General features: G+C 70.5%; 22 protein-coding genes. 8 read left to right on the top strand and 14 right to left on the bottom strand.

All coding sequences use genetic code 11. The features are described 5' to 3' along the window. Nucleotides 1-30: 30 nt before the first annotated feature. The 5 genes from mmcB to ACE3TA_RS11600 form a co-directional block, all read right to left on the bottom strand. Nucleotides 31-489, bottom strand: a complete 459-nt coding sequence (gene mmcB / locus ACE3TA_RS11620; protein ID WP_374573775.1) for a DNA repair putative endonuclease MmcB — start codon at nt 487-489, stop codon at nt 31-33. Between the two features lie 92 nt (nt 490-581). Next, on the bottom strand, nt 582-1106 hold the full coding sequence (locus ACE3TA_RS11615) for a lipocalin family protein (RefSeq protein ID WP_374573773.1): 525 nt from the start codon (nt 1104-1106) through the stop codon (nt 582-584). A 189-nt stretch (nt 1107-1295) separates the two neighbouring features. After that, complete coding sequence (locus ACE3TA_RS11610; protein ID WP_374573771.1) at nt 1296-2423, bottom strand: ferritin-like domain-containing protein; 1128 nt, start codon at nt 2421-2423, stop codon at nt 1296-1298. 167 nt (nt 2424-2590) lie between these two features. Then, nucleotides 2591-3001, bottom strand: a complete 411-nt coding sequence (locus tag ACE3TA_RS11605) for a metallopeptidase family protein (RefSeq protein ID WP_374573769.1) — start codon at nt 2999-3001, stop codon at nt 2591-2593. Nucleotides 3002-3015: 14 nt separating this feature from the next. Further along, a complete protein-coding gene (locus ACE3TA_RS11600) occupies nt 3016-3585 on the bottom strand; it encodes a hypothetical protein (RefSeq protein ID WP_374573767.1) in 570 nt (189 codons plus the stop codon). 143 nt (nt 3586-3728) lie between these two features. Here ACE3TA_RS11600 and ACE3TA_RS11595 point away from each other — a divergent pair, with 143 nt between their 5' ends. Next, nucleotides 3729-6050 (top strand): PAS-domain containing protein, encoded by a 2322-nt coding sequence (locus ACE3TA_RS11595; RefSeq protein ID WP_374573765.1) that lies wholly within the window; start codon nt 3729-3731, stop codon nt 6048-6050. Here the strand turns inward: ACE3TA_RS11595 and ACE3TA_RS11590 are convergent. From ACE3TA_RS11590 to ACE3TA_RS11580, 3 genes are all read right to left on the bottom strand, one after another. Continuing rightward, complete coding sequence (locus tag ACE3TA_RS11590) at nt 6047-7369, bottom strand: PepSY-associated TM helix domain-containing protein (RefSeq protein WP_374573763.1); 1323 nt, start codon at nt 7367-7369, stop codon at nt 6047-6049. The genes ACE3TA_RS11595 and ACE3TA_RS11590 overlap by 4 nt on opposite strands. A 4-nt stretch (nt 7370-7373) precedes the next feature. Then, nucleotides 7374-9452 (bottom strand): TonB-dependent siderophore receptor, encoded by a 2079-nt coding sequence (locus ACE3TA_RS11585; protein WP_374573761.1) that lies wholly within the window; start codon nt 9450-9452, stop codon nt 7374-7376. A 168-nt stretch (nt 9453-9620) separates the two neighbouring features. Continuing rightward, a complete protein-coding gene (locus tag ACE3TA_RS11580) occupies nt 9621-10475 on the bottom strand; it encodes a metal-dependent hydrolase (protein ID WP_374573759.1) in 855 nt (284 codons plus the stop codon). A gap of 69 nt (nt 10476-10544) precedes the next feature. Here ACE3TA_RS11580 and ACE3TA_RS11575 point away from each other — a divergent pair, with 69 nt between their 5' ends. Then, a complete protein-coding gene (locus ACE3TA_RS11575; RefSeq protein ID WP_374573757.1) occupies nt 10545-11171 on the top strand; it encodes a TetR/AcrR family transcriptional regulator in 627 nt (208 codons plus the stop codon). On the opposite strand, the gene ACE3TA_RS11570 is transcribed toward ACE3TA_RS11575, so the two are convergent. Beyond that, complete coding sequence (locus ACE3TA_RS11570) at nt 11155-11967, bottom strand: acyl-CoA thioesterase (protein ID WP_374573755.1); 813 nt, start codon at nt 11965-11967, stop codon at nt 11155-11157. The genes ACE3TA_RS11575 and ACE3TA_RS11570 overlap by 17 nt on opposite strands. A gap of 28 nt (nt 11968-11995) precedes the next feature. Next, on the bottom strand, nt 11996-12646 hold the full coding sequence (locus ACE3TA_RS11565) for a TetR/AcrR family transcriptional regulator (protein WP_374573753.1): 651 nt from the start codon (nt 12644-12646) through the stop codon (nt 11996-11998). 111 nt (nt 12647-12757) lie between these two features. Here ACE3TA_RS11565 and ACE3TA_RS11560 point away from each other — a divergent pair, with 111 nt between their 5' ends. The 3 genes from ACE3TA_RS11560 to ACE3TA_RS11550 all read left to right on the top strand — a co-directional run bounded on the left by ACE3TA_RS11560 (nt 12758) and on the right by ACE3TA_RS11550 (nt 16493). Further along, nucleotides 12758-14374, top strand: a complete 1617-nt coding sequence (locus ACE3TA_RS11560) for a sulfatase-like hydrolase/transferase (protein ID WP_374573751.1) — start codon at nt 12758-12760, stop codon at nt 14372-14374. Nucleotides 14375-14533: 159 nt separating this feature from the next. Then, nucleotides 14534-15499 (top strand): MBL fold metallo-hydrolase, encoded by a 966-nt coding sequence (locus ACE3TA_RS11555; protein WP_374573749.1) that lies wholly within the window; start codon nt 14534-14536, stop codon nt 15497-15499. A 19-nt stretch (nt 15500-15518) separates the two neighbouring features. After that, nucleotides 15519-16493 (top strand): amidohydrolase family protein, encoded by a 975-nt coding sequence (locus ACE3TA_RS11550; RefSeq protein WP_374573747.1) that lies wholly within the window; start codon nt 15519-15521, stop codon nt 16491-16493. Here the strand turns inward: ACE3TA_RS11550 and ACE3TA_RS11545 are convergent. From ACE3TA_RS11545 to ACE3TA_RS11535, 3 genes are all read right to left on the bottom strand, one after another. Beyond that, nucleotides 16490-17413: an alpha/beta fold hydrolase gene (locus ACE3TA_RS11545; protein ID WP_374573745.1), complete on the bottom strand. Its 924-nt coding sequence runs from the start codon at nt 17411-17413 to the stop codon at nt 16490-16492. The two genes, ACE3TA_RS11550 and ACE3TA_RS11545, sit on opposite strands and share 4 nt — an antisense overlap. An 80-nt stretch (nt 17414-17493) precedes the next feature. Further along, nucleotides 17494-18072 carry a histidine phosphatase family protein gene (locus ACE3TA_RS11540; protein ID WP_374573743.1) on the bottom strand — a complete coding sequence of 193 codons (579 nt, stop codon included), beginning with the start codon at nt 18070-18072 and terminating at the stop codon, nt 17494-17496. An 86-nt stretch (nt 18073-18158) separates the two neighbouring features. After that, a complete protein-coding gene (locus tag ACE3TA_RS11535; protein WP_374573741.1) occupies nt 18159-18788 on the bottom strand; it encodes a TetR/AcrR family transcriptional regulator in 630 nt (209 codons plus the stop codon). 271 nt (nt 18789-19059) lie between these two features. Here ACE3TA_RS11535 and ACE3TA_RS11530 point away from each other — a divergent pair, with 271 nt between their 5' ends. From ACE3TA_RS11530 to ACE3TA_RS11520, 3 genes are read left to right on the top strand one after another with little or no spacing between them, the layout of a single operon-like run. Beyond that, on the top strand, nt 19060-21204 hold the full coding sequence (locus ACE3TA_RS11530) for a TonB-dependent receptor (protein ID WP_374573739.1): 2145 nt from the start codon (nt 19060-19062) through the stop codon (nt 21202-21204). Between the two features lie 30 nt (nt 21205-21234). After that, nucleotides 21235-21942 (top strand): cysteine hydrolase family protein, encoded by a 708-nt coding sequence (locus tag ACE3TA_RS11525; RefSeq protein WP_374573737.1) that lies wholly within the window; start codon nt 21235-21237, stop codon nt 21940-21942. Nucleotides 21943-21951: 9 nt separating this feature from the next. Further along, entirely contained in the window at nt 21952-23349 is a 1398-nt protein-coding gene (locus ACE3TA_RS11520; protein ID WP_374573735.1) for an amidase, read from the top strand. A 90-nt stretch (nt 23350-23439) separates the two neighbouring features. On the opposite strand, the gene ACE3TA_RS11515 is transcribed toward ACE3TA_RS11520, so the two are convergent. Continuing rightward, complete coding sequence (locus tag ACE3TA_RS11515) at nt 23440-24009, bottom strand: TetR/AcrR family transcriptional regulator (RefSeq protein ID WP_374573733.1); 570 nt, start codon at nt 24007-24009, stop codon at nt 23440-23442. Nucleotides 24010-24051: the final 42 nt, after the last annotated feature.

Raw genomic sequence — 24051 nt, 5'->3', positions numbered from 1 at the left:
GGGACAAGCCCGGGGAAGACGAAGAGAACGCTACAGCTCCAGCGTCCAGGCCGCCACGCCGGCCGCGCGCAGCGCCGCGAGCCTGGCGAACGACAGGGTCAGCGCCTTGCGCCGCGCCCCCGCCAGGGGCGTGGCCGGGGCCTCGCGCAGCACCGCCCCGCCGAAGCCGTCGGCGATGATCAGCCCCGGCGCCTCGGGCAGCACCTCGCGCGGGAACTCCGGGGCCACGGCGAAGGCGAAGGCGTCGCAGAACGGCAGGTACTCGTGCCACTTGGCGTCGGCGCGGAAGTCCTCGATCGAGGACTTCACTTCCACGATGAAGATCCGCCCCTTGCGGTCCAGGGCCATCAGGTCGGCGCGCCGCCCGTTCGGCAGGGTCACCTCCGCCAGCGGCGCGTGGCCGAGGTCCGCCAGCAGGCGCGCGGCCCCGCGGGTCACCGCCGCGGTGATCTCGGGCCGCGAGGCGGCGAGGCTGGCCGGTATATCCATCGGCCCACCTTGTTCCGTCTTCGTTCCGGATTCAAGGGGCCGGATTCGGGGGGCCGAGCGCGAGGAACCGCCGCGGACCCGCGCGGCTGGGCTCAGTTGCGCGTCTGCTCGGGGAATTCCAGCAGGCCGACGTCGAAGCCGAGCTGGCGCGCCCGCGCCAGGGCCTCGGCCTTGACTGAGGCGGCGAGCGAGGGCCGCTGCGACATCAGCCACATGTGCTGGCCGTTCGGCGTGGACAGGATCAGCCAGCCCTCGTCCGGCCGGTGCGCCAGCACCCAGTATTCCTGGCTCACCAGGCCGCCGAAGAAGCTCATCTTGAAGCGGGTGTTGTCGCCGGGATTGGCCACCTGGGCCTTGCCCTTCCACTCCACGGTCGGCCCGTCGGGCGTGTTCTTGTGGCAGGTCTGCACCACCGCGTAGCCCTGGGGCGTCTTGCGCCAGTCCGAGGTGGCGGCCTCGCAGTTGCTCTGGATGCTGTTGGGGATCCGCGCCACCTCGTACCAGCGGCCGGTCATCTTGGTCAGCTCGAGCTTCTTGGCTTCGGGCTCGACTTTCACCACGGGTCCGGCGGCCATCAGGCCGACGGCGGCGAGGGTGACGACGAGGGCTGCGCGCATGGTGGTCATCTTGGGCAAGTTCGGGCACTGCGGATGAACAGGTGCTGAACTACAAGACGGCGCCGACATCAAGGCGTCCGAATCGCGCAGACGCCGCCGCCGATGGCTTAATCGGCTTCGATTGTGACAAAACTTTCGGCGGTGTCGAATCCGGGAGGCGCCTGTCGCGCCTCCCGGCGGACCGGGCCCCTACTCGGCGGCGATCGAGATCGGCTGCGCGCGATCCTTGAAGTTGATCTCCTGGAGGTACCGGATGCCCTCCTCGGCGATGTCGTCGCCGACCATGCGGTCGCCCTCGCCCTTCAGCTCGTCCATGTCCACATAGGTGGCGTAGAAGGCGCGGGTGCGGTCGGTGATGATGCCGGCGTTGAGCAGGGTCTTCACCAGCACCCGGAAGATGTTGGTCTGCTCCTTCATGTTCTCCCGGCGCGTCTCGTCGGTGATCATCTCCGCCATCTCGGCGATCACCTTGTCCGGATCCAGGCCGAACTCCTCATAGAGGTCGCGCTGCTGGCTGGGAGAGACCAGGTTGAACAAGAGGGTCTGGAAGCAGTGCGCCGCCCAGTCCTCGATGATCGCGTGCTCCTCGGGCGTCAGCTTCGGAATGGTGCGGTCGGCCCAGATCTTCCCGAACTTGTGGTGGAAGGCCTCGTCCGTCATCACCAGTTGCAGCAGCTTCTTGCCCATCGGGTCGCGGATGTTGTTGAAGAAGGTGGCGAAGGCGCCCATCGCCAGGCCCTCCACCAGCATCTGCATGCCGATGATCTTCTTGTAGACCTCCGGGCTGCCGATGATGTCGACCAAGAGCGCCTTCAGGGTCGGGCCGCATTCCACCGGACGGCCCCAGCGGGCCTTGATGTACTTGGCGAAGGCGGTGACGTGGCGGGCCTCTTCGCGGGTCTGGTTGGCCGCGTACTCCTGCGCGCCCTGGTCCTTCAGGACGTGGCACAGGCTGGCCGACAGGTTCAGCGCGCCCTGCTCGCCGTGCAGGATCGAGGAGAACGAGCGCAGCGCCGACTGGTTCACGAACCGCACCCGCGTCTTCCAGTCCGACAGGTGGTTGGAGACGTAGTCGGTGTTCATGGAGATGATCATGTCCTCCGGCAGGAGCATCTCGTTCTCCATGTCGAAGGGCTCGTCGAAGTCGATGTACTTCTTGTCGAGCGGATCCCAGAAGTGGTCGTGGGTGGCCGAGATGATCTTGTCGAAGGCCGTCGAGCGGGCGTTGTAGCGGTCGAGTTCGAGCATCGACTCGAAGTCGTCCGGCGCCACGGCGTCGTAGATGATGTCCTTGGTGATGTTCCCGTCGGCGGCCATCCGGTCGTCCTCCTCGCCCTGATTGCGCGGCCGCTCGCCCGGCCGCTGAATTTGATCAATGTCAAGATTTCACACGTTCCGGTGGCCGTCAAGGAACGTGACGCACGCGTCATTTTGGTGAAGCTGAAATGAACGCGGACGCGGCGGCGATCGGCGAAGCCGCGGGCCTAGTCCTCGGCTTCGATCGCGTGGATGTCGTCGTCAGACAGGCCGAAGTGGTGGCCGATCTCGTGGATCAGCACGTGGGTGACCAGCTCGGCCAGGGTCACGTCGCCGCGGGCGGCCCACTCGTCCAGGATCGGCCGGCGGTAGAGGAACACCATCGACGGATGCGGCATGGGGTCCAGCACCGAGCGGTGCTGCAGGTCCACCCCGTGGTAGAGGCCGGTCAGCTCGAACGGATCGTCCAGTTCCAGGGCGTCCAGCACCTCGTCGGCGGCGAAATCGTCCACCCGGAACACCACCTCGCCCGCCTGCAGGCGGAACGTCTCGGGCAGGGCGGCGAAGGCGGCCTCGGCCAGGGCGGCCAGGTCGTCCAGGCTCGGCGCGCGGGACTGGCCCGGCCAGGCGTCACTCATCAGGCGCGATCCCTTCACTCATCGGGCACGACCACGTCCGGCCGCTCGGGCAGCCGCGTCTCGAACAGGCCGATGTCCAGCGGCCGCTGCGGCTCCACGGGCCTGAGCGGCTGGCGGGTCAGGGCGCGCAGCATCTCGCCCGCCATCCCCTCGCCGACGCCGCGCCGCGCCTGCCGGGCCTGCGGCGCCTCGAGCTCGCGCTCGGCGCTCTGCGGGCGCCAATAGGAGACCTGCAGCCGCCAGACGGTCTTCGGCGCGGCCGGCGGCTCCGGCCAGCGGCGCCCGTCGCGATAGGCCGGCCTCACCGGCGCGGGCGGCCGCGCCAGCGCCGTCTCCATCAGCACGCAGTAGCGGTCCTCCGACGGCAGGCTCGCGGCGTGGCCCGGCCGCTCGTCCTCCAGCCGCCCGGCCCAGGCGTCCAGCGCCGCCTCGCGCGTGGCGAACGAAGGCCCCACCGCCTCGGTCACGAAGTCCACGGCCTGGCCGGCGATCGCCTGCGCCTCCCGCGCCCGCGCGGCGCGGCCCGCGGGCGCGGCCAGGGCCGCCTCGCCGCTCGTCGCCACTGGATAGAGGATCGCCGTCATGCGCCCATCATCGCCTGAAAATCGCGCCGCAAAAACCTTGGCCATGTGAATGCGGCGGGCGTGCGACACGGCCTGCGCCGGCCTATCGTGCCTGATTGATGATTCGTTATAGTTAGTCCGGGCCAGGCGGCGACGGAGCTGGAATGAGCGACCCCCACCTGATCCTGGCGGCGACGTTAGGGTCCATCTGCCTTGCGATCTGCGCGATTCTCTGGGCTCTGATCCAGAGGCGTCAGAACCAGGAACGGCTGGCGGTCCTGCAGGACCAGATCGCCGAGCTGGAGGCGCGCGCCTCGGCGGCCCAATCCTCGGCCGAAGCCTTCGATTCCGCGCTCCTGTCGGTGGAGGACGGCGTGGCCGCCCTGGCCTCCGGCGAGGAGAGCCTGGCCGTCTGCGCCGAGGCGCTCGGCCTCAAGCGCGCCGACGCCCAGGCCCTGGTGGGCGCGCTCACCAAGGCCGATCCCGACCACGCCCGGCGCCTGCGCGGCCTGTTCGAGCGCGGCGAGCCCTGCGCCTTCGAGGTGCGCGGTCCCAAGGGCGTGGTGGCGGTGGAGGGCCGCGCGGCCGGGGCGCTGGCCTGGCTGCGCCTGTCGGCCGTGCTCGGCGAGGACGCCGGCCTGCCCACCGCGCCGCGCTTCGCCGCCTTCCTCGACGCTCGTCCCAGCCCCGCCTGGATCGCCGCCGCCGACGGCGCGGCCGCCTGGGTCAACCGCGCCTGGCTTTCGGCGGTGGGCGCCGCCAGCCTGGAGGAGGCCGCCAGGCGGTCGATGAGCTTCGACCGCACCCTGGAGGCGCTGGCCGCCGAGGCCGCCAACATGGGGACCGTGCGCGAGGCCGTGCGCTGGGTGGCCGCCGCCGGCCGCCGCCGCGCCTTCCACGTGGTCGCCCAGCCGCTGGAGGGCGGCGGCGTGGGGGTGTGGACCGACGACGTCACCGAGGCCGAGGAGCTGCGCGAGGCGCTCAAGCGCCACGTGGCCTCGCACGACGAGACCCTCAACCACATCGCCGACGCCGTGGCGATCTTCTCCCAGTCCAAGCGGCTGACCTTCCACAACACCGCCTTCGCCGAGCTGTGGGGCCTGGAGCCGGCCTGGCTCGCCGAGCGGCCCAGCCACGGCGAGGTGCTCGACCGCCTGCGCCAGCGCCGCCGCCTGCCCGAGACCGCCGACTACGCCAAGTGGAAGGCCGCCGAGCTCGGCCGCTACGAGGCCCTCGGCCCCGCGCCCGACGAGCTGTGGAGCCTGCCCGACGGGCGCACCCTGCGCGTGGTGCGCCAGCCCCACCCGATGGGCGGGATGCTGCTGCTGTTCTCCGACATCACCGGCGAGCTGCGCCTGAAGGCCCAGTACAACGCCCAGATCCAGGTGCAGCAGGCCACCCTCGACAAGCTCAATGACGCGGTCGCCGTGTTCGGCTCCGACGGGCGGCTGCGCCTGCACAACGAGGCCTTCGAGCAGTTCTGGAACGTCACCGCCCAGCAGCTCGACGCGGCCGGCGACTTCGAGGGCGTGGTGGAGCTGTGCGTGCGCCGCCTGCACGACCAGGCCTTCTGGCGCGAGCTGAAGGGCCGGGTGGGCGATCCCGACCCGGGCGCGCGCGCGCCCATGTCCGGCGAGGTGCGCACCTCCGATTCCAGGATCGTGGTCTACCAGTCCCGCCCCCTGCCGGACGGGGCGACCCTGATCGCCTTCACCGATGTCACCGACGCGCGCAAGCTGGAGAGCGCGCTGGCCGCCCGCTCGGCGGCCCTGGCCGAGGCCGAGCGGCTGAAGCGCGACTTCGTCGGCAACGTCTCCTATGAGCTGCGCACGCCGCTCACCACCATCATCGGCTATTCCGAGCTCCTGGAGCACTCCGGCGAGAACCTGTCGGAGCGGGGCCGCGCCCACGCCGGGGCCGTGCGCACCGCCGCCACCCAGCTCGCCCGCTCCATCGACGACGTGCTCGACATGGCCCAGATCGACGCCGACGAGATGGCGCTGGACGTGGGCGACGTGCACGTGGCCGAGCTGCTTTCCGGCGCGGCCCAGCGCTGGTCGCGCGAGGCCGAGGCCGGCCGCGTCGAGCTGATCGTGCAGCATCCGGACGACATCGGCCTGATCCGCGGCGACCGCCATCGCCTCGACCAGATCCTTGACCACCTGATGGAGAACGCCCTTCGCCAGACGCCGCCGGAGGGCCAGGTCACCATCTCCGCCCGCCGGGCGCTGGGCGAGATCCAGCTCCAGGTGGCCGACACCGGCCGCGGCATCCCCTTCCACGTCCAGGCGCACATCTTCGACCGCTTCATCGGCCGCGACCGGGGCGGGCCGGGCCTGGGCCTGGCGCTGGTCAAGGCGCTCACCGAGCTGCACGGCGGCTGGGTGGCCCTGGAGAGCGAGCCGGGCGCCGGCGCGGCCTTCACCTGCCACCTGCCCGAGGAAGCCCAGGCGGCCCACGCCGCCCACCCGGAGCTGGAGTTCTAGGCCCTCACCCGCCGCATCCGCCGCGCCCGGCGCTTGCGCAGCCAGATGACGACCCCAGTGATGCTGAGCGCGGCCACCGCGATCCCCGTCGCCGAGATCAGGATGCGGCCGGGCAGCCCCAGGATCCGCCCCGAGTGCAGCGGGAACTGGGCCTGCACGAAGATGTCCGCCGCCGTGCCCTTCCACGGCTCGCGCGCGCCCAGGAACGCCCCGCTGGTCCCGTCGTAATAGAGGTAGGGCGGACCGACGCCGGCCTCGCCGTGGTCGCCGCCGGGCTCGTGGAACGCCACCCCGTAGACGCCGTAGGCGGGGCTGTAAAAGGCGCTGCCGGCCGGCGCCGTCCAGCCCCGCCGGCCCGCTTCCTGGCGGGCCTGGCCGATCACCTCGGCGTAGGTCTTCCTGGGCGGGATCGGCGCGTTCAACGGCGCGGGCGTGCGCACGTCGAACGGCGTCGGCGTCACCTGCGAGATGCGCGACATCGCCGGATAGAACACCTCGCTGTAGAGGTTCAGCGAGAAGGCCGTGAACGCCACGGTGAACAGAACGCCCCACAGCCACAGGCCGAAGGCGCGGTGGATGTCGAAGTTGATCCGGTAGGCGCTGGCGCTCGTCTTGATCCGCCAGGCCGGCGCCCAGCGCGCCCAGAACCCGCCCTTGGCGCCCGATCCCGCCGCCCCGGCCCCGGTCTCGCGCGTCCTGGCCTGTCGCGGCGGCAGGGTCAGGTAGAAGCCGGCGAAGCAGTCGATGGTCCACAGCATCGCCACCACGCCCAAGAGCCAGACCCCCCAGCGGTCGATCCCGGCGATCGGCGGGATGTGCAGGCTGTAGTGCAGCACGTAGAGAAACGAGACGAAGGTCTTGCGGCTGATCGGCCAGGCCGCGCCCCACTCGCGCCGGCCCAGCTCCTCGCCGCTCGCCGGGTCGACGAACACCTGATTGTAGCCCGTCGCATAGGGCTTGCCGCTCGCCGGGTCGATCTTCGGATCGACGCCGAAAGCCAGGGACTCGCCCGGCTCGGCCGCCAGGGGCGCATAGGTGACCCACACCCGCGGGTCGCGCTCGGCGATCTGGCGGGCCAGCGCCAGCGAGGGCAGCGGCGGCCCCTTGGTCCGGGCGTGGGTGAGCTGCGGGTTGAGCAGGTCGTCCAGCTCGTGGTCCCACGAGATCACCGCGCCCGTCAGCCCGGTGATCACCAGGAAGCCGGCCATGAACAGGCCGACCCAGCGGTGCATGAAGCCCACCGCCTGGCGCAGGGCCAGCCGGGGACGCTCCAGTCGGGCGGCCCCGGCGCGGACCGTTCGGGCGCTCTGGTCCGCCATCGTCCTAGAACGTGTAGGCGAGCTTGAAATAGGCGCTGCGTGGCGCGGCGTAGTACGACTGGTTCCACATCAGGCTGGTCAGGTGCGTCTCGTCGGTGGCGTTCTTCACCACCAGCGTCGCGCGCACGTGGTCGCTCAGGTCCACCGCCGCGCTCAGGTCCAGCTCGGTCCAGGCCGGCTGCTCGATGGTCGCCAGGTCGACGATGTGGACGTCGCTCTGCCAGCGCACCGCCGCGCCGAGCTTGAGGTTGCGCAGCTCCGGGATCTGATAGGTCGTGGCCAGCTTGAAGGTGCGCCGCGGGATGTAGGTGCGCGCGGTGTTTCCGTCGCCGTCCTCGATCGACAGGTCGGTGTAGCCGCCGTTCAGGCTCCAGCGGTCGGTCAGCCGCCCCGCCGCCTCCAGCTCGAAGCCCTTCACGACGGTGTCGACCCCGACGTAGTAGCTCTTCAGGTTCGGCAGCACGCCGGCGTACTCGGCCAGGCCGTCCTGTTCGGACTTGAACACCGCCGCGGTGGCGTAGAGCCGCCCGTCCAGCCACTGGCTCTTGATCCCGCCCTCGTAGGCCTTGCCGTGCGCGGGGGCCAGCCGCTGCTGGTTGATGTCGATCTCGGACTGCGGATTGAAGATGTCGGTGTAGCTCGCATAGAGCGCCAGGTTCGGCGTCAGGTCGAACACCAGGCCGGCGTAGGGGCTGGCCTTGTCCTCGTCGCGCGTGGTGTCGGTCCCGTAGGAGTAGCCGCGGGTCTTCAGCTGCGCCCAGCTCACGCCGGCCACCGCCTTCAGCCGGTCGGTCAGGTTCAGGTGCGCCGCCGCGTAGAGCCGGCGCAGCCGCTCGGTCGAGCGGGCCGCCAGATAGGCGCCCGGATAGCTCGGCTCGGCCACCTGCATCTGGCCCCATTCATCCACCGCCGGATAGACCAGCGTGTCGGCGGAGAAGTTCTCCCACTCCTTGCCCTCGGCGCGCGAGGCGTGCGCGCCGACCACCAGCTCGTGGGTGCGGCCGAACAGGCTGAACGGCCCGCTCGCCTGCACGTCGGCCATGTATTGCTCATAGAGCGAGGGATAGATCCCGCTCATGCCGTAGACGCCCAGGCCCGTGGCCGGGTCCGGCGCGCCGTAGGCGTAGAGCAGTTGGGCGTTCTCCTCGAAGCGCTTGTAGGTGGCCACGCCCTTGATCTTCCAGCCGCCGTCGAAGGCGTAGACCGCCTCGCCGAAGGCGGTCTGGTCCTCGACGTTCCAGTGGGTCCAATCGGCCGAGGTCGAGGCCGAGGTCGGATAGCTGATGCGCGTCCCGTCGGCGTAGAGCAGCGGCAGCGCACCCCAGAGCACGCCGGTGGCGCGGTTGTCCTGGCGCGAGTAGCCGCCGGTCAGGGTCAGCCTCGGCGTCACGTCCCAGGAGAGCACGCCGTATTCGACGTCGCGCCGGACGCCGTAGTGGTCGAGGTAGGAATCGCGGTCCTGGCCGGCCAGCACCATCCGCCCGCGCACCGTGCCCGCCGCGTTCAGCGGACCGGAGACGTCGGCTTCGACCCGCCGGTCGTCCCATGAGCCGATCTGGGCCGACAGCTCGCCCTGGAAGGTGTCGGTGGGCCGCTTGCGCACGTAGTTGATGGTGGCCGAGGGGTTGCCCGTGCCGGTCATCAGGGCGTTGGCGCCCTTCACCGCCTCGACCTTCTCGAACATCGCCGTGTCCAGGTCGCCGAACTGGATGCCCCAGATCAGCGGCAGGCCCAGCCCGTCCACCTGGAAGTTGGTGATGTCGAAGCCGCGGGCGTTGTAATAGGTCCGGTCGGTCTCGACCTTCTCCACATTGATCCCGGGCACGAAGGCCAGAAGGTCGTTCGCTGTGTCCAGGGCGAAGGCGTCGATCTGCTCGGCGGTCAGCACGCTCACCGACTGCGGCGTCTCCTTCAGCGTCAGGTCCAGCCCGGTGGCCGCCGTCGATTCGGCGCGCGCGCCCTCCACCACCACCCCGCTCACGGTCGGCGCGTCGGCCGCATCGGCCTCCTCGGCGCGGGCGGCCCCGGACAGCGCGCAGGCGGCGACGCCGGCCAGGAGGAGGGAGCGGGAGAACGAAACCATGGGAGAGACCTGCTATTAGGAGTTATTTGCAGATGTCCCTAGATTCCTCGCTATTGCGAGTCAATATCATCTAACGGCCGATCCACAGCCTTGACCGACGCGCAACGCAAGACGGGCGGCTCGCGCCGCCCGTCGGGAAACTCGATGCTGAACGGGTTCGAGCGGCGGCTACGCCGCCGCCGGCCGGCCCGCGGCCGAGTCGAACTCGGCCTTCCAGACGGCCACCTCGGCGCGGCTGTCCTGGTCCCAGGGATGGAAGCCGGGGCGGTACCAGGCGAAATAGGTCTTCCAGCCGCGGCTGAAGAGGCCAGGCTTCTTCCAGACATAGGCCTTCACCGCCTTGAGCGCGGCCTCCGGCGAATAGCCGTCGGCCTCCAAGAGGCGCGCGGCGTAGCGGGAGATGTTGCGGCTGAACATGAAGGTGATGATCGCCATCGAGATCACCCGGCGCCGGTAGCGCAGGAACGGCGACCAGTCCTTGGTCACCTCCATGAACACGTCGAAGGCCACCGCCTTGTGCTCGGTCTCCTCCATGGCGTGCCAGCGCCACAGCCGCTCGATGTCGGGCGCGGCGCCGTCGAACAGGTCCCGATGGGCCATGTGCATCTCGGCCATCATCGCGGTGAAGTGTTCCAGGGCGATGGTGGAGATCAGCATGGCCATCGGCCCGCGATTGCGGCTCTCCTTCACGCGCCCGCGGATCTGCGCCTCGATCTCCGCCACCGGATAGCGGTCGCGGTCGATCAGCTGGTTCAGCACGTGGTGCTCGCGCGAGTGGATCGCTTCCTGGGCGATGAAGCCCTTCACGTCCTCGGCCAGCTTGCCCTTCAGTTGCCCGCGGTAGTGCTTCACCGCGTCGATGAACAGCCGCTCCCCGTCGGGGAAGGTCAGCGACAGGGCGTTGAACACGGCCGTGCCCACCGGGTCGCCGGCCAGCCAGTGGCCTTTGCGGGCCGCCTCCAGGTCGAAGTGGATGTCGCGGGGTTCGACGGCCAGGTCGGCCGGGGTGGTCTTGGCGCTCATGGCGTGGCTCGAGCCTTCAAGCTAGGACAGGGATCGCTTTGACCGTCATATGGGATCATACTGACAAAAATGTCAATAGGAACGCCGCCAGCGCGCAAGCGCACCCGCCGATCGCCCGAGGAATCGCGGGAGAACATCCTGGCGGCGGCCGAGGCGCTGTTGGTGGAGAAGGGCCCCCAGGCCCTGAAGCTGGCGGACGTGGCCGCCGCCGCCGGCGTGGTCCACGCCACGGTGCTGCACCACTTCGGCTCCATCGACGGCGTGCAGGCGGCGCTGATGGAGCGGATGATCCGTCAGTTGGTGGACCAGATCCTGGCGATGGAGGCGCCGTCCGACGATCCGATGGCCCGCGCCGAGGCCGGCGCCACCGCCCTGTTCGACGCCTTCGAATCGCGCGGGGCCGCGCGGCTCGCCGCCTGGCTGGAGCTGACCGGCGAGGCCAGGCGCCTGACCACCGTGCGCGCGGCGGTCGACGAGGTGGTCTCCGCGCGGATGGCCGCCGCCGGCCTCGATCCGGCCGTGGCCCGCGACTTCATCCTGGTCAGCGTCATCCTGGCCGTGGGCGTGGGCCTGTTCGGTCCCTCGCTGTCGGAGCTGATGGGCCAGCCGCCCGGCCGCGCGCGCGAGCTCGCCCAGGCCTGGCTCAAGGTGCGCGAGGCCGCCTGGCTCGCGCGCGCCTCTAGCCCGGAGACTTGAGCCGCCGCATCAGCCCTTCCTGCGCGCAGGTCGCCACCAGCACGCCGCCGGGTCCGTAGAGGTAGCCGAAGTTCATCCCCCGCCCGCCGCTGGCCGAGGGGCTCTCCTGGTCGAACAGGTGCCAGGCGTTGGCGTCGATCGGCCGGTGGAACCACATGGCGTGGTCCAGGCTCGCCGACTGCAGCTCGTCCCAGTGCACCCCGTGCGGGCGCAGCGAGGTGCCGAGCAGCGTCATGTCCGAGGCGTAGGCCAGCACCACCTGGTGGATCTTCTGGTCGGCCGGCAACCGATCGCGGGCGCGCATCCACACCTGCTGGCGCGGCTCCAGCGGCGGGCCGCCGCGCGCCACATGGCCGCCGGCGCGGCGGATCTCCAGCGGCTCGACGTCCGGGTCGTCGTCCTCGTCGATCGGCGTCTGGTCCCAGCCCGGCGCCTCGGGCATGGGCCGCTGGTGCTCGAAGCCCTCCTCGGCCGCCTGGAACGAACAGGCCAGGTTGAAGATCTGCCGACCCTTCTGCACGGCGATCACCCGCCGCGTGGTGAAGCTGCCCCCGTCGCGGGCCCGGTCCACCTCGAAGATGATCGGGATCGAGGGATCGCCCGGCCGGATGAAATAGCAGTGCAGCGAATGGCACAGCCGGTCCTCCACCGTCTCGAAGGCGGCCAGCAGCGACTGGGCGATCACCTGGCCGCCGTAGATCCGCCGCCGGCCTTCCCCGCCCGGCGTGAAGCCGCGGAACAGGTTCACCTCCAACCGCTCCAGCGACAGCTTCTCGATCAGGGTGCGTGGGGACATGGACGGGGCCTCGGCGTGGGGATGGGCCTTATTCGATGATCCCCGCCGATTGCGCCAGCCCCCTGTCGGCGTCCCTGTCCTCCGCAGCCGCCGGCGCCTGTCCGGCCTCCCCCGCCAGGGCCGTCAGATAGGCTTCCAACAGGCGCGTCAGCTCGTCTTCCAGCCGCGCCGGATCAAGGCCGAGCTCCGGCTCAGCGGCGGCCGCGCGCAGCAGGCAGAGCGGCGTATGGGTCAGCACGAACGCCCGCTCCGGGGTCAGCCCCAGCCTGTGGCCGGCCTTGCCGTCGATCGCCGCCAGGAACGCCTGGTGGCGCCGCAGCAGCCCCCCGCCGCGCCGGCCCGGCGCGCGCGGCGGCCTCGGCGCGTCGCGGAAGCTGTCGCCGATCTCGCTGACGATGCGCCGCAGCGTTCCTTCTTCGCGCCGATGGATCACCAGCTCGACGACGCTTTCGCGCGCGGCCTCCCCGCGCCGCTCGGCGAGGGCGGCCAGGATGTCGTGCTTGTCGCGGAAGTACTGGTAGATCGTGCCCACGCTCACCCCGGCCCGCGCGGCGACGCGGTTGGTGGTCAGCCGCTCCGCCCCCTCGGCCTCCAGGAGCTGAAACGCGGCGTCGCAGATCACGTCGACGGTGGAGACAGCCCGCGCCTGTCGCGGCGTTCTACGTTTCTGTTCAGCCACTTGCCCCCCTGACGCCAAGCCGCGAAGCCCTTGCCGGGAACGCGAGTAGGAACGCGTCGGACGCTTGCATAGGCTCGGCGGCTGAACAAGCCCGCCGCCCCTGGAGCCCCAATGACCGCCGCCCCGGACCGCGCCCGCCGCCCCAACATCCTGATGATCATGACCGATCAGGAGATGAGCGCCGCCACCCTGCCCAAGGGCATGCTGGACAAGCTGCCGGGCCACCTGGAGCTGATGAGCCTGGGGACCAGCATCGACGGCTACCACGTGCAGACCACGCCCTGCAGCCCGTCGCGCTCGACCATCGTCACCGGCCGCCACACCCAGACCACGGGCGTCTACTCCAACAACGACACCCCGCCCAATCCGCGGCTGGCCGACATCCCCACCCTCGGCCACATGCTGCGGGCGGCCGACTACTACACGGTCTACAAGGGCAAGTGGCACCTGTCGGGGATCAACGAGGAGCGCGACTGGCCGGGCGTGCCGGGCAAGCCGAGCTTCGCCTATCCGAACACCACCGACTGCATGGAGCGGTTCGGCTTCTCAGACTACGGCTTCAACGGCGAGGAGGTCGGCCTGACCTGGGCCGGCTACCACTCCGACCGCGTGGTGGCCGGCGACGCCGCCCGCCTGATCCTGGACTTCGAGGACCCCGGCCGCTCGGACGGCAAGCCGTGGTTCATGGTCGTCGGCCTGGTCAATCCGCACGACATCATGTTCTTCGACGCCACCGGCGAGCAGACCAGGTCGCGTCCGATCCCCGACCTGATCGGCCCGCTGCGCCCGGAGCCGGGCGACCCGCTCTACGCCGAGGACCTGGGCTTCGACCTGCCCGAGAGCTTCTACAAGGACGACCTGTCGACCAAGCCGGAGGCCCACATGGGCATTCGCGAGAACAACGACTTCTTCTTCGGCAAGATGCCGATGGACGACCTGGCGTCCTGGAGGCGGTTCACCAACTACTACTACAACTGCCTGCGCGACGTGGACCGCCGGCTGACCCAGCTCATCTGGGCCCTGCGCCGGAGCGGCCAGCTCGACAACACCATCATCGTCTACACCAGCGACCACGGCGAGCGCGCCGCCGCCCACGGCCTGCGCCAGAAGGCCGGCACCATCTATCGGGAGGAGACCAACGTCCCGATGATCATCGCCCACCCCGACGTGAAGGGCGGCGGCGCCTCCTCGCGGCTGATGAGCGCCATCGACCTTGCGCCCACCCTGATGGCCTTCGCCGGCAAGGACGCGGCCTGGCGCAAGACGCGCTTCCCCGACCTGCCGGGGATCGACGTCTCGGGCCTGCTGGCCGACCCGCTGGGCCCGACCGAGCGCGACGAACGCGGCCATCTGTTCGACTACGCGGTGGCCTACATGTGGGGCCGCCTGCCAAGGGGCGTGAAGCCGGCCGGCCCCCTGCCCTACGACCTGACCAAGCGGCGCCTGCACCGCGGCGTGCACGACGGCCGCTACAAGTTCGCCCGCTATTTCGCCCCGGCCGAGCACCACCGGCCCGAGGACTGGGAGACGCTCGCGGCCCACAACGACCTGGAGCTCTACGACGTCGAGGCCGATCCCCATGAGATCGTGAACCTGGCCGCCGACCCGGCGCAGAAGGACAACATCCTGCGGCTGAACGGGATGGTGAACCGGCTCATCGACATCGAGGTCGGCGCCGACGACGGCCGCGAATTTCCCGGCGACCCGGCGATCTACCAGCTCGCCTAGCGCCGCTGGCCGCTTCGACTGACGATTTCGTCCGGATATATTCGGCCAGAACCTAGGGTCAGATTGAGCCTTTTGCCGATCACCCTCTATAATTGACTAAATCGTCATCTATGATACCCATCTCGCAAGCACAGAAAGAACCGCGCGGGAGGATGGATCATGGTCGACGCCTGGAAGGGCCTTGCGGGGCTGGCGCTGGCGGCGGCGCTGGCCATGCCGACGGCGGCGGCGAACGCGGCCGGCGAAACGCCCCGGCTCACCTTCACCACCCTGGGCACCAATTCCGGCCCGATCCCCGATCCCAAGCGCTTCGAGGCCTCCAGCCTTGTCCGCTACGGCGATGAAGCGATCCTGGTCGACGCTGGCGACGGCGCGGCCGATCAGCTCGCCCGCGCGGGGTTGGAGATCGGCGCCTTGAAGGCGGTCTTCATCAGCCACCTGCACTTCGACCACACCGGCGGGCTCTTCGGCCTCGTCAGCCTGCGCTACCAGGCCGGCTACGCCGAGCCGCTGACCATCTATGGCCCGCCCGGAATCAAGGCCACGGTCGACAGTCTCCTCCAGGCGATCGAGCCCGGCGTCAGCGCCGTCGGCACGATGCACGCCAAGGGCTCCGGCGGCCCCGCGGCCGGTCTGAGCGTGGTCGAGCTGGAGCCCGGCTCCAAGACCGTCGTCGGCGACATCACGGTCACGGCGACCGAGAACACCCACTACGCCACCCTGCCGGCGGCGAACCGTCCGCTGTCCTTCGCCTACCGCTTCGACGCGCCGGGCCGCTCGATCCTGTTCACCGGCGACACCGGGCCCAGCGAAAACGTCGCCAAGCTCTGCCAGGGCGTCGACCTGCTGGTCAGCGAGATCATGGACCCGAGCCTGGCCATCAAGCACATCCGCGAGCGCCGCCCGGACATCCCGGCCTTCGCCCTGCCGATCGTCGAGTCGCACTTCCGCAAGGAGCACATGGCGCCCGACGAGGTCGGCAAGCTCGCCGCCGCCTGCCAGGCCAAGCGGGTGGTCCTGACCCACATCCCCCTCTTGCCGGACGAGATCCCCGGCGCGACCCAGGCCATCGCCGCGCGCTTCGGCGGCAAGATCACCTTCGCCAACGACCTGGACACCTTCTAGCCCGGCGCGGGAGGGCGACATGACCAACGGCGGCTGCCCCTGCGGGCGCATCGACGTCCACGCCCACTTCCTGCCCGACGTCTACGTCGAGGCGCTGGGGCGGGCGGGCCTGAAGACCGTGGACGGCGGCATGCCGGTCCCGGCCTGGAGCGAGGCGGCCGCCCTGGAGGTGATGGACCGCCAGTCCATCGCCACGGCGATGGTCTCGCTCTCCTCGCCGGCGGCCCACTTCCTGCCGCTCGACCAGCGCCCCGCCCTGATCCGCCAGGTCAACGAGGCCGGCGCGGCCCTGGTGAAGGCGCGGCCGGACCGCTTCGGCTATTTCGCCAGCCTGCCCATGCCGGACATCGAGGCCTGCCTCGCCGAGATCGGCCACGCCTTCGAGACCCTGGGCGCGGACGGCGTCATCCTGGAGACCAACGTCGACGGCGAATACCTGGGCTCGCCCCGCTTCGCCCCGGTGTTCGCCGAGCTGAACCGGCGCGCCGCCACGGTCTTCCTGCACCCCACCAGCCCGGCCTGCTTCGAGGCGGTGGCCCTCGGCCGGCCGGCGCCGCTGCTGGAGTTCCCCCTCGACACCGCGCGCACGGTCACGGACCTGATCTACAACCGCGTCCTGCAGACCCATCCCGACATCAAGGTGATCGTGCCCCACGCCGGCGGCGCCCTGCCGGCGCTGGCCGCGCGCATCGCCGCCTTCGCCAACCTGCCGTTCATCGCCCCGCGCCCCGTCTCCGAGGAGGAGGCGTTCGAGGCGCTGAAGGGGCTCTACTACGACGTGGCGCTCTCCGGCCATCCGATCGCCCTGAACGCCCTTCGCGGCCTGGCGCCCCTCGACCATATCCTGTTCGGCAGCGACTGGCCCTTCACCCCGGAGATCGGCGTCGCCCGCAACATCGCCCAGCTTTCCCAGGGCCTGAGCGAGGCCGACGCCGCGGCCATCGCCCGCGAGAACGCCGAGCGCGTCTTCCCCCGCCTGAAGACGCCGGCCTAGGCAGCCAACCGCCCGGCCCAGTCCGTCAGGATCTTCGCGAACCGCTCCGGCTCGCTGGCGTGCATGCTGTGGCCGGCGTCCGGCGCGTCCACCAGCTCGAACGGCTGGCCCGCCCCGGTCACCAGCTCGCGCGCCTTGGCCACCTGGAAATCGCTCGCCGCCCCCAACAGCGCGCCGGACGCCGGGTCGATCGAGCGCATGTGGTGGGTGTACAGCATCGGCGTCCTGGCGCTCGCCAGCATCCGCTCGTGCGGGCAGTTCACCGCCACCGTCCCGGAGACGAAGGCGCGGCTCCATTCCGGGTCGTATTCCTTGATGTTCTGCGGCGTGCCCGGCGCGTGGCTGAGGAGCTGGTTCAGCGGATAGGGGTCCTTCGCCCGCGCCGCCTTCAGCCCCTCGGTGTCGCCGATGCTCCACTGGTCACCCAGGTGGCGGCTCATCAGGGCGAACAGCGGCCCGGCCGCCTGGCGGATGGAGTGGCCGTAGGCCGGGTTGACCTCCGAGGCGAAGAACGGGGCGTCCTCGCAGTGCACGCCGCGCACCTGCCCCGGCATGGCGTAGGCCGACAGCCACGCCGCCAGCACCCCGCCCGAGGAATTGCCGCTCACCACCACCGGCCGGCCGATCGCCAGGGCGATGAACCGCACCAGATCGTTCCCCATGGTGTTCAGCGAATAGCGGCCCGGCGTCCGCGTGGTCCGCCCCTGGCCGCGCAGGTCCACGGCGAACACCTGGAAGTCCCGCTCCAGATGGGGAATCGCCCGCTCGAACCCCCACCAGGATTCAGTCTGGCCAGGGATCAGCAGCAGCGCCGGCTTGTCGGCGCCGCCCACGACCACGTGGTTCATGCGAACCTCGCCCAGGTCGATCGTGCGCTCCTCATAGGCGTGCGGCACGAACACGTCCGGCAGGTCGTCCATCGCATCCCTCCCAAGGCGCGGCCCGCCGCGCGAGGGGGATCATGCGAGAGATTTGACTAAATCGTCAACTGACGAGAAGGCTAGGACGCGGCCGGCCGCAGGTGGGCGCGCTCGTTCAGCGCCAGCACGTTCCTTTGCCCGGAGCGGGCGCACATGTAGCGGTGGATGCTGGTGTAGCCCGGCTCGAAGAACAGCCTGGGCGCCATGCCCAGCACGTGGGCGGTCCACACGTTGATCACCCCGCCGTGGCAGAACACCGCCACCCGCTCGCCGGGATGGGCGGCGATCACCTCCTCCAGGGCGTCCACCACCGCCTTCTGGAAGGCGTCGATGTCCATGGCGTGCTCGCCGCGGGCGAAGGCCAGCCAGGCCTCGTAGTTCTCGCGCTTCAGCACTTCCATCGGCACATAGGCGCCGGCGTCGCGGTCGAACTCGGCCACCCCCTCGTGGCGGCGAATCTCGTGGCCCGTCAGGGCGGCGAACGGCTCGGCGGTCTGCACCGCCCGGCACATCGGGCTCGACCACACCGCGCCGACACCCTCGTGCCGCAGCCAGTCGGCCGCCTTCCTCGCCTGCTCGTGGCCCTCGGCCGACAGCTCCGGGTCCGAGCTTTCGTCGCTGCGCACCGGCAGCCCGTGACGGACAAGGATCAGTTCCATGGCGGCTCCCCCACACGACGCGCCGGCGGCCCCGGCGGCCTCCCCCGCTTAGAGCGCCTGCCCCTGCGGCAGGCCAGGGCAGGCGGCTAGGCGGAGTGGCGCGCGACCAGCGTCCACAGGGACTCGAAATATTGCGTCCGCAGGGCGTCGTCGCGGAACTGCGGGTCGCCGAAGGCCCGGCGGTTGAGCGGATTGGACAGGAAGACGCCGATCAGGGCCGTCGCCGTCGACGCCGGGTCCTGGTCGGCGAACAGGCCCTCCCGCTGGGCGCGCACCACGAGGACTTCGAGTTCGTCGGCGAACCGGTCGTTGAGCCGGATCAGCACTTCGCCGGCCACGGGGCTGCGCGCCGACTCGGCGATCGCCAGGCGGTAGAAGGCCACGAACTCGCCGTCGCACACGTAGTCGAAGGTGGCCCGGCAGGCGTGGCGGACGGCTTCCAGGGGCTTGCCCACCAGCACGGCGGCGGGCGTGAAGACCCTCTGCCGGTACTCCGCGCTGACGAGTTCGATCGCCGCGATCAGCAGGGCGCTCTTGTCCGCGAAACGATGGCTGATGCTGCGCCGGGTGGTGCCGCAGGCCTTCGCGATCATCTCGAAGGTGGTCTCGGCGACGCCGTGCTCGGTGAACAGCTCCAGGGCCGCGCGGACGATGGCTTCGTTGAGCTGCTCCGTCTCCTCGGCTGTCGGCCGTCCCGCCCGTCTGGTCTTCCGCATTCTCTCCCGCCCCGCGCAGACGCCGCTGTTCGTCCGGGCCGCCGTCCTCTCGATGCCCGCGAGCGCGCGCAGCGTCAATGATCAATGTACGCGCAATTTCTAATAGCACATTGTCGCATCATTAAGCAGACTCATGCCTGCGACGCTTTGATGCGTATGCGACGCTTCCGCGATCCCCGTCGGGCATAATTACTCACGCTCGCATCATTAATGGAACGGCCTCCGGCGTCTCCCACCACGCCGGGGGCCAGCACGATGAAGGGGATACATCATGCAGACCAAGCTCCGCCTGGCTGTGCTGCTGGGCAGCACGGCGCTCTTCCTTCCGCACCAGGTCTGGGCGGCCGACGCGGCCGCAGACACGAGCGGCCTCCAGGTCGAGGAGGTCGTGGTCACCGCCAACAAGCGCAAGGAATCCCTGCAGGACGTGCCGATCGCCGTCACCGCCATCACCGCCGAAACGGCGGCGGCGGTCGGCGTCACCGACGTCAGCTCGCTGCAGCAGACCGTGCCGGGCCTGCAGTTCCCGCGGCTGTTCTCCGGGTCTTCGCCGGCCCTGCGCGGCATCGGCACCAGCTTCGGCATCGGCGGCCAGGAGAACGTGGTCGCCCTCTACATCGACGACGTCTATCTGGCCTCGCCCTCGGCCACGACCTTCTCGTTCAACAACATCGAGCAGATCGAGGTGCTGAAGGGCCCGCAGGGCACCCTGTTCGGCCGCAACGCCATGGCCGGGGTGATCAACATCACGACCCGCACGCCGGGCTCCGAGCCCCAGGCGGATCTCAGCCTGGGCTATGGCGCCTACCAGACCTATTCGGGCGCCTTCTACGGCAGCTACGGCTTCACCGACTGGCTGAAGGCCGATCTCGCCGTGACCGCCGACCGGCAGGTCGACGGCTGGGGCACGAACCTCTTCAACGGCCACGACGCCTTCACCGAGCGCAGCCTCTCGGCGCGCAGCAAGTGGGTGTTCACCCCCGACGACCTGACCACCATCACCCTGATCGCCGACTACACCGACACCAAGTACGACGAGGGCATCGCCATGCGCCCGGTGCGCGGGGCCCTGTTCCCCAACGGCCAGGTGTTCGAGGGCTTCTACAATGTGGACGAGAACGTGCAGAGCTACGTCCACACCAAGCAGGGCGGCCTCAGCCTGAAGGTCGATCGCGACCTGGGCTTCGCCGACGCGATCAGCGTCAGCGCCCTGCGGCGCAGCCAGGCCTTCAACAACTCCGACGAGGACCAGACCCGCGATCCGTCGCAGTACCTGCCGATCCACGACGACCTGGACTCGTTCAGCGAGGAGCTGCGCCTGGTCTCCAAGACGCCCGGCCCGCTGCACTGGCTCGTCGGCGTCTTCTACTTCCACGACCTGTCGGACCTGAAGCTCAGCGACACCGGCGACGCGCTCGGCGGCCTGACCCTGGAAGGCCGCTTCAAGCAGCAGATCAATTCCTACGCCGCGTTCGGCCAGGCCACCTACGACCTGCCGGCCGGCTTCCACCTGACCGGCGGGCTCCGCTACACCAAGGACGAGCTGCGCAAGAACGCCTGGCAGACCCTGGCGCCGCTCTTCGCCGTGGCCGACACCGACCGCACCAGCGAGAGCGCCTGGACCTACAAGGTCAACCTGGCCAAGGACCTGGCACCCGGCGTGTCGGCCTACCTGGGCTACTCCACCGGCTTCAAGGGCGGGATCTTCAACAGCAACGACGTGTTCGCGCCGCCGGTGAAGCCGGAGAAGCTCACGGACCTGGAAGCGGGGCTGAAGACCGAGCTGTTCGACCGGCGCCTGCGCCTGAACCTCGCCGTCTACCACTACGAATACAAGGACCTGCAGGTCACCTCCCTGACCCGCGCCGACACCGGCCAGACCAGCTCGTCGCTGCAGAACGCCGCCTCCGCCCGCAACACCGGCTTCGAGGCCGACTTCGAGGCCCATCCCACCGGCGCCCTGACCCTGCGGGGCGGCGTCGAGGTCATGCATTCGCGCTTCGTCGAGTTCCCGACCGCCACCATCTCGGTGCCCCTGGCCACCGGCGGCAACATCACCGTGTCCGGCGACGCCAAGGGGCTGATGACGCCGCACTCGCCGGACTTCAGCGGCAACCTGGGGGCGGAGTACCGGGTGGCGACCGCGGTGGGCCAGTTCACTGGGGCCGTGAACTACAGCTACACCAGCAGCTTCGCCTGGGACGCCGACAACCGGCTGAAGGAAAAGCCCTACGGCCTGGTCAACGCCTCGGTGGCCTGGTCGCCCGACGACGCCGGCTGGCAGGTGACCGTCTGGGGCAAGAACCTCACCGACGTCCAGTACTCGATCTACACCACCGCCAACGTGGTCGGCGACGAGGAGTCGCCCGCGCCGCCGCGCACCTACGGCGTGACCGTCACGCGCCACTTCTTCTGAGCGCGCCCGAAGACACAGGAGGAAAACCAGATGCACAATTCCGAGATTCCCGCCGCGGTGCTTGAGCGCGTCGCCGCCTATCGAGGCGAGGACCAGCAGATCCTCGTCGACCCCGCCCGCACCGCCCACCTGGTGGTCGATCTGCAGATCGGCTTCCTGGCCGAGGGCGCCATCGCCGAGGTGCCGGTCGCCCGCCAGATCGTGCCGCGGGTGAACCGCCTGTGCGCGGCGGTGCGCGAGGCCGGCGCCCGCAACGTCTTCATCCGCTTCCTCGTCGACCTGGACGAGCCGCGCTACTGGGGCTCGATGTACGACCGGATGACCTCGGCCCAGCGCGACGCCTTCGTGGACGCCTTCGCCCGCGGCGCCGACCAGTTCGCCCTGTGGCCGGAGCTGGACGTGCGGCCCGAGGACTGGATCGCCGACAAGACCCGCTTCAGCGCCTTCATCCCGGGGACCTGCGACCTGCACGAGCGCCTGCAGGCCGCGGGCGTCGACACCCTCATCGTCACGGGAACCCTCAGCAACTGCTGCTGCGAGTCCACCGTCCGCGACGCCATGCAGCTCGGCTACAAGGTGCTGTTCGTCGAGGACGCCAACGCCACCCTCGACGACGAACAGCACAACGCCACCCTCGCCAACATGGCCGGCCTGTTCTTCGCCGACGTCTGCACCTCGGACACGGCGATCTCGCGGCTGGGCGCCGGCCGGGCCGCCGTCTCCGGCGCCGCGGCGTAGGGGGCGAAGATGTCGAGCGATCTGCACTACGCCGGCCTGCTGGAGGTCTCCGAGCGCATCCGCCGCCGCGAGGTCTCCGCCCGCGAGGTCTGCCAGGCCCTGCTGGACCGCATCCACCGCCTGGACGGCGGCCTGAACAGCTTCCTGCGCGTCCTGCCGGAGAGCGCCCTCGCCGAGGCCGACCAGGCCGACCGCGAGATCGCCGCGGGCCAGTGGCGCGGGCCGTTGCACGGCGTGCCCATCGGCCTGAAGGACCTGCTGTTCACGAAGGGCCTGCCCACCAGCGCCGGCATGGCCGTCCACCGCGATTTCCGGCCGGACTACGACGCCACGGCGGTCACGCGGCTGCGGCGGGCCGGCGCGGTGATCATCGGCAAGCTGCACATGACCGAAGGGGCGACCCTGGACCATCACCCGGACTTCCCGCGGCCGGACAATCCCTGGAAAGCCGGGCGCTGGACCGGCGTGTCGTCGAGCGGCTCCGGCGTCGCCCCGGCGGCGGGCTTCTGCTACGGCGCCCTCGGCACCGACACCGGCGGCTCCATCCGCATGCCGTCCGCCGCCTGCGGCCTGTCGGGGATCAAGCCCACCTGGGGCCGGGTCAGCCGCCATGGCCTCTTCCCCCTGGCCGAGAGCTTCGACCACATCGGCCCCCTGGCGCGCAGCGCCGCCGACGCCGCCGCCATCCTGCGCGCGATCGCCGGGGCCGACGCCGACGACCCCACCGCCCTGCCGGCCCCGACGCCGGACTACCTGGCCACGATCGGCGCGGGGATCGAAGGCGTGGTCGTCGGCGTCGACTGGGACTTCGCGACCACGGGCTGCGCGCCGGCCATGGTCGAGGCCTTCAGGGCCGCGCTCGCCACGCTCGAGGCGCTGGGCGCCCGCACGGTCCCGGTGACCATGCCCCCCGCGCCCGTGGGCGAAGCCATGGCCGCGATGACCGCCGAGGTCGTCCTGGCGCACCAGGCCACCTTCCCGGCCCGCGCCGACGACTACGGCCCCTCCCTTCGCCACATGCTGGAGGACGGCGCCCGGATTCCGGGACCGCACGTCGCCCAGGGCGTGCTGGCCCGCGAGCGGTATCGAGGTGAAATGGCGCGGATCTTCGCCCAGGTGGACCTGATCGCCACGCCCACCCTGCCGCGCGGCGCGCCGACCTGGGACGAGGTCGCGGCCCTGGGCGACGACATGGCCGCCCTCACGGCGGCGCTGATGCCCTACACCGTGCCGTTCAACCTCACCGGCAGCCCCACGCTCAGCGTGCCCTGCGGCTTCGATCCGGACGGCCTGCCGCTCAGCCTCCAGCTCATCGGCCGCCATCTGCAGGAAGGGCTGCTCTGCCGGGCCGGCCACGCCTACCAACAGGTGACCGACTTCCACACCCGCCGGCCGAACCTCGACTGACGGCGCGGGCGGCTGTAGCGGGCCGACGAGCGCCCGCGTGAACAGGAGGCGGTAGCCTCGCGAGCGGACGCCGCGCGCGGCTGCGAAGGTTCAGGACCGAGCGCGCAGGCCGCGCAGCGCCATGCGCGCGGTGGAGCGCAGCTCGTCCGGCGGCGCGCCGTTACGCGCGGCGATCTTCAGGCCGGCGCGAACGGCCAGCAGGAAACCGGCGGCCGCCTCGGCGTCCACCTCGCCGATCTCGCCGGCCGCCATGCCGGCGCGCAGGTGCGCCGCCAGCAGAGACCGCATCGCCTGGGCGCCAGCGTCGTTGACGGCGTTGATTTGCGGGTCCGACCGGCCGAACTCGGTGACCGCCCCCAGGCCCAGGCAGCCGGCGGCCGGACCGGCGAAGGCCAGCAGCGCCGCCTCCAGCGCCTCGATGTGGCCGTCCGTCGAGCGCAGGGCCCTGGCCATCTCGGCCAGGCTGTCGTCGACGTGGCGCTCCAGCGCCTTCAGGAAGAGCCGGCGCTTGTCGCCGAAAGCGCAGTAGAGGCTCTGCCGCGCGATGCCCATGCGCGCGAGCAGGGCCGTGGTGGACGAGCCCTCGTAGCCGTGGTCCGAGAACACCTCGATCGCCGCCTCGAGCGCGGCGTCGGGATCGAATTCGACGGGTCTGGCCATGGCCGGTTCCTATCATATTGGACCGATCTGTCCAAAACGTTC

Origin of the sequence: Phenylobacterium sp. (genome assembly GCF_041916435.1) — a bacterium.
GTDB lineage: Bacteria > Pseudomonadota > Alphaproteobacteria > Caulobacterales > Caulobacteraceae > Phenylobacterium.
This window is presented reverse-complemented; position numbering and strand designations above follow the sequence as displayed.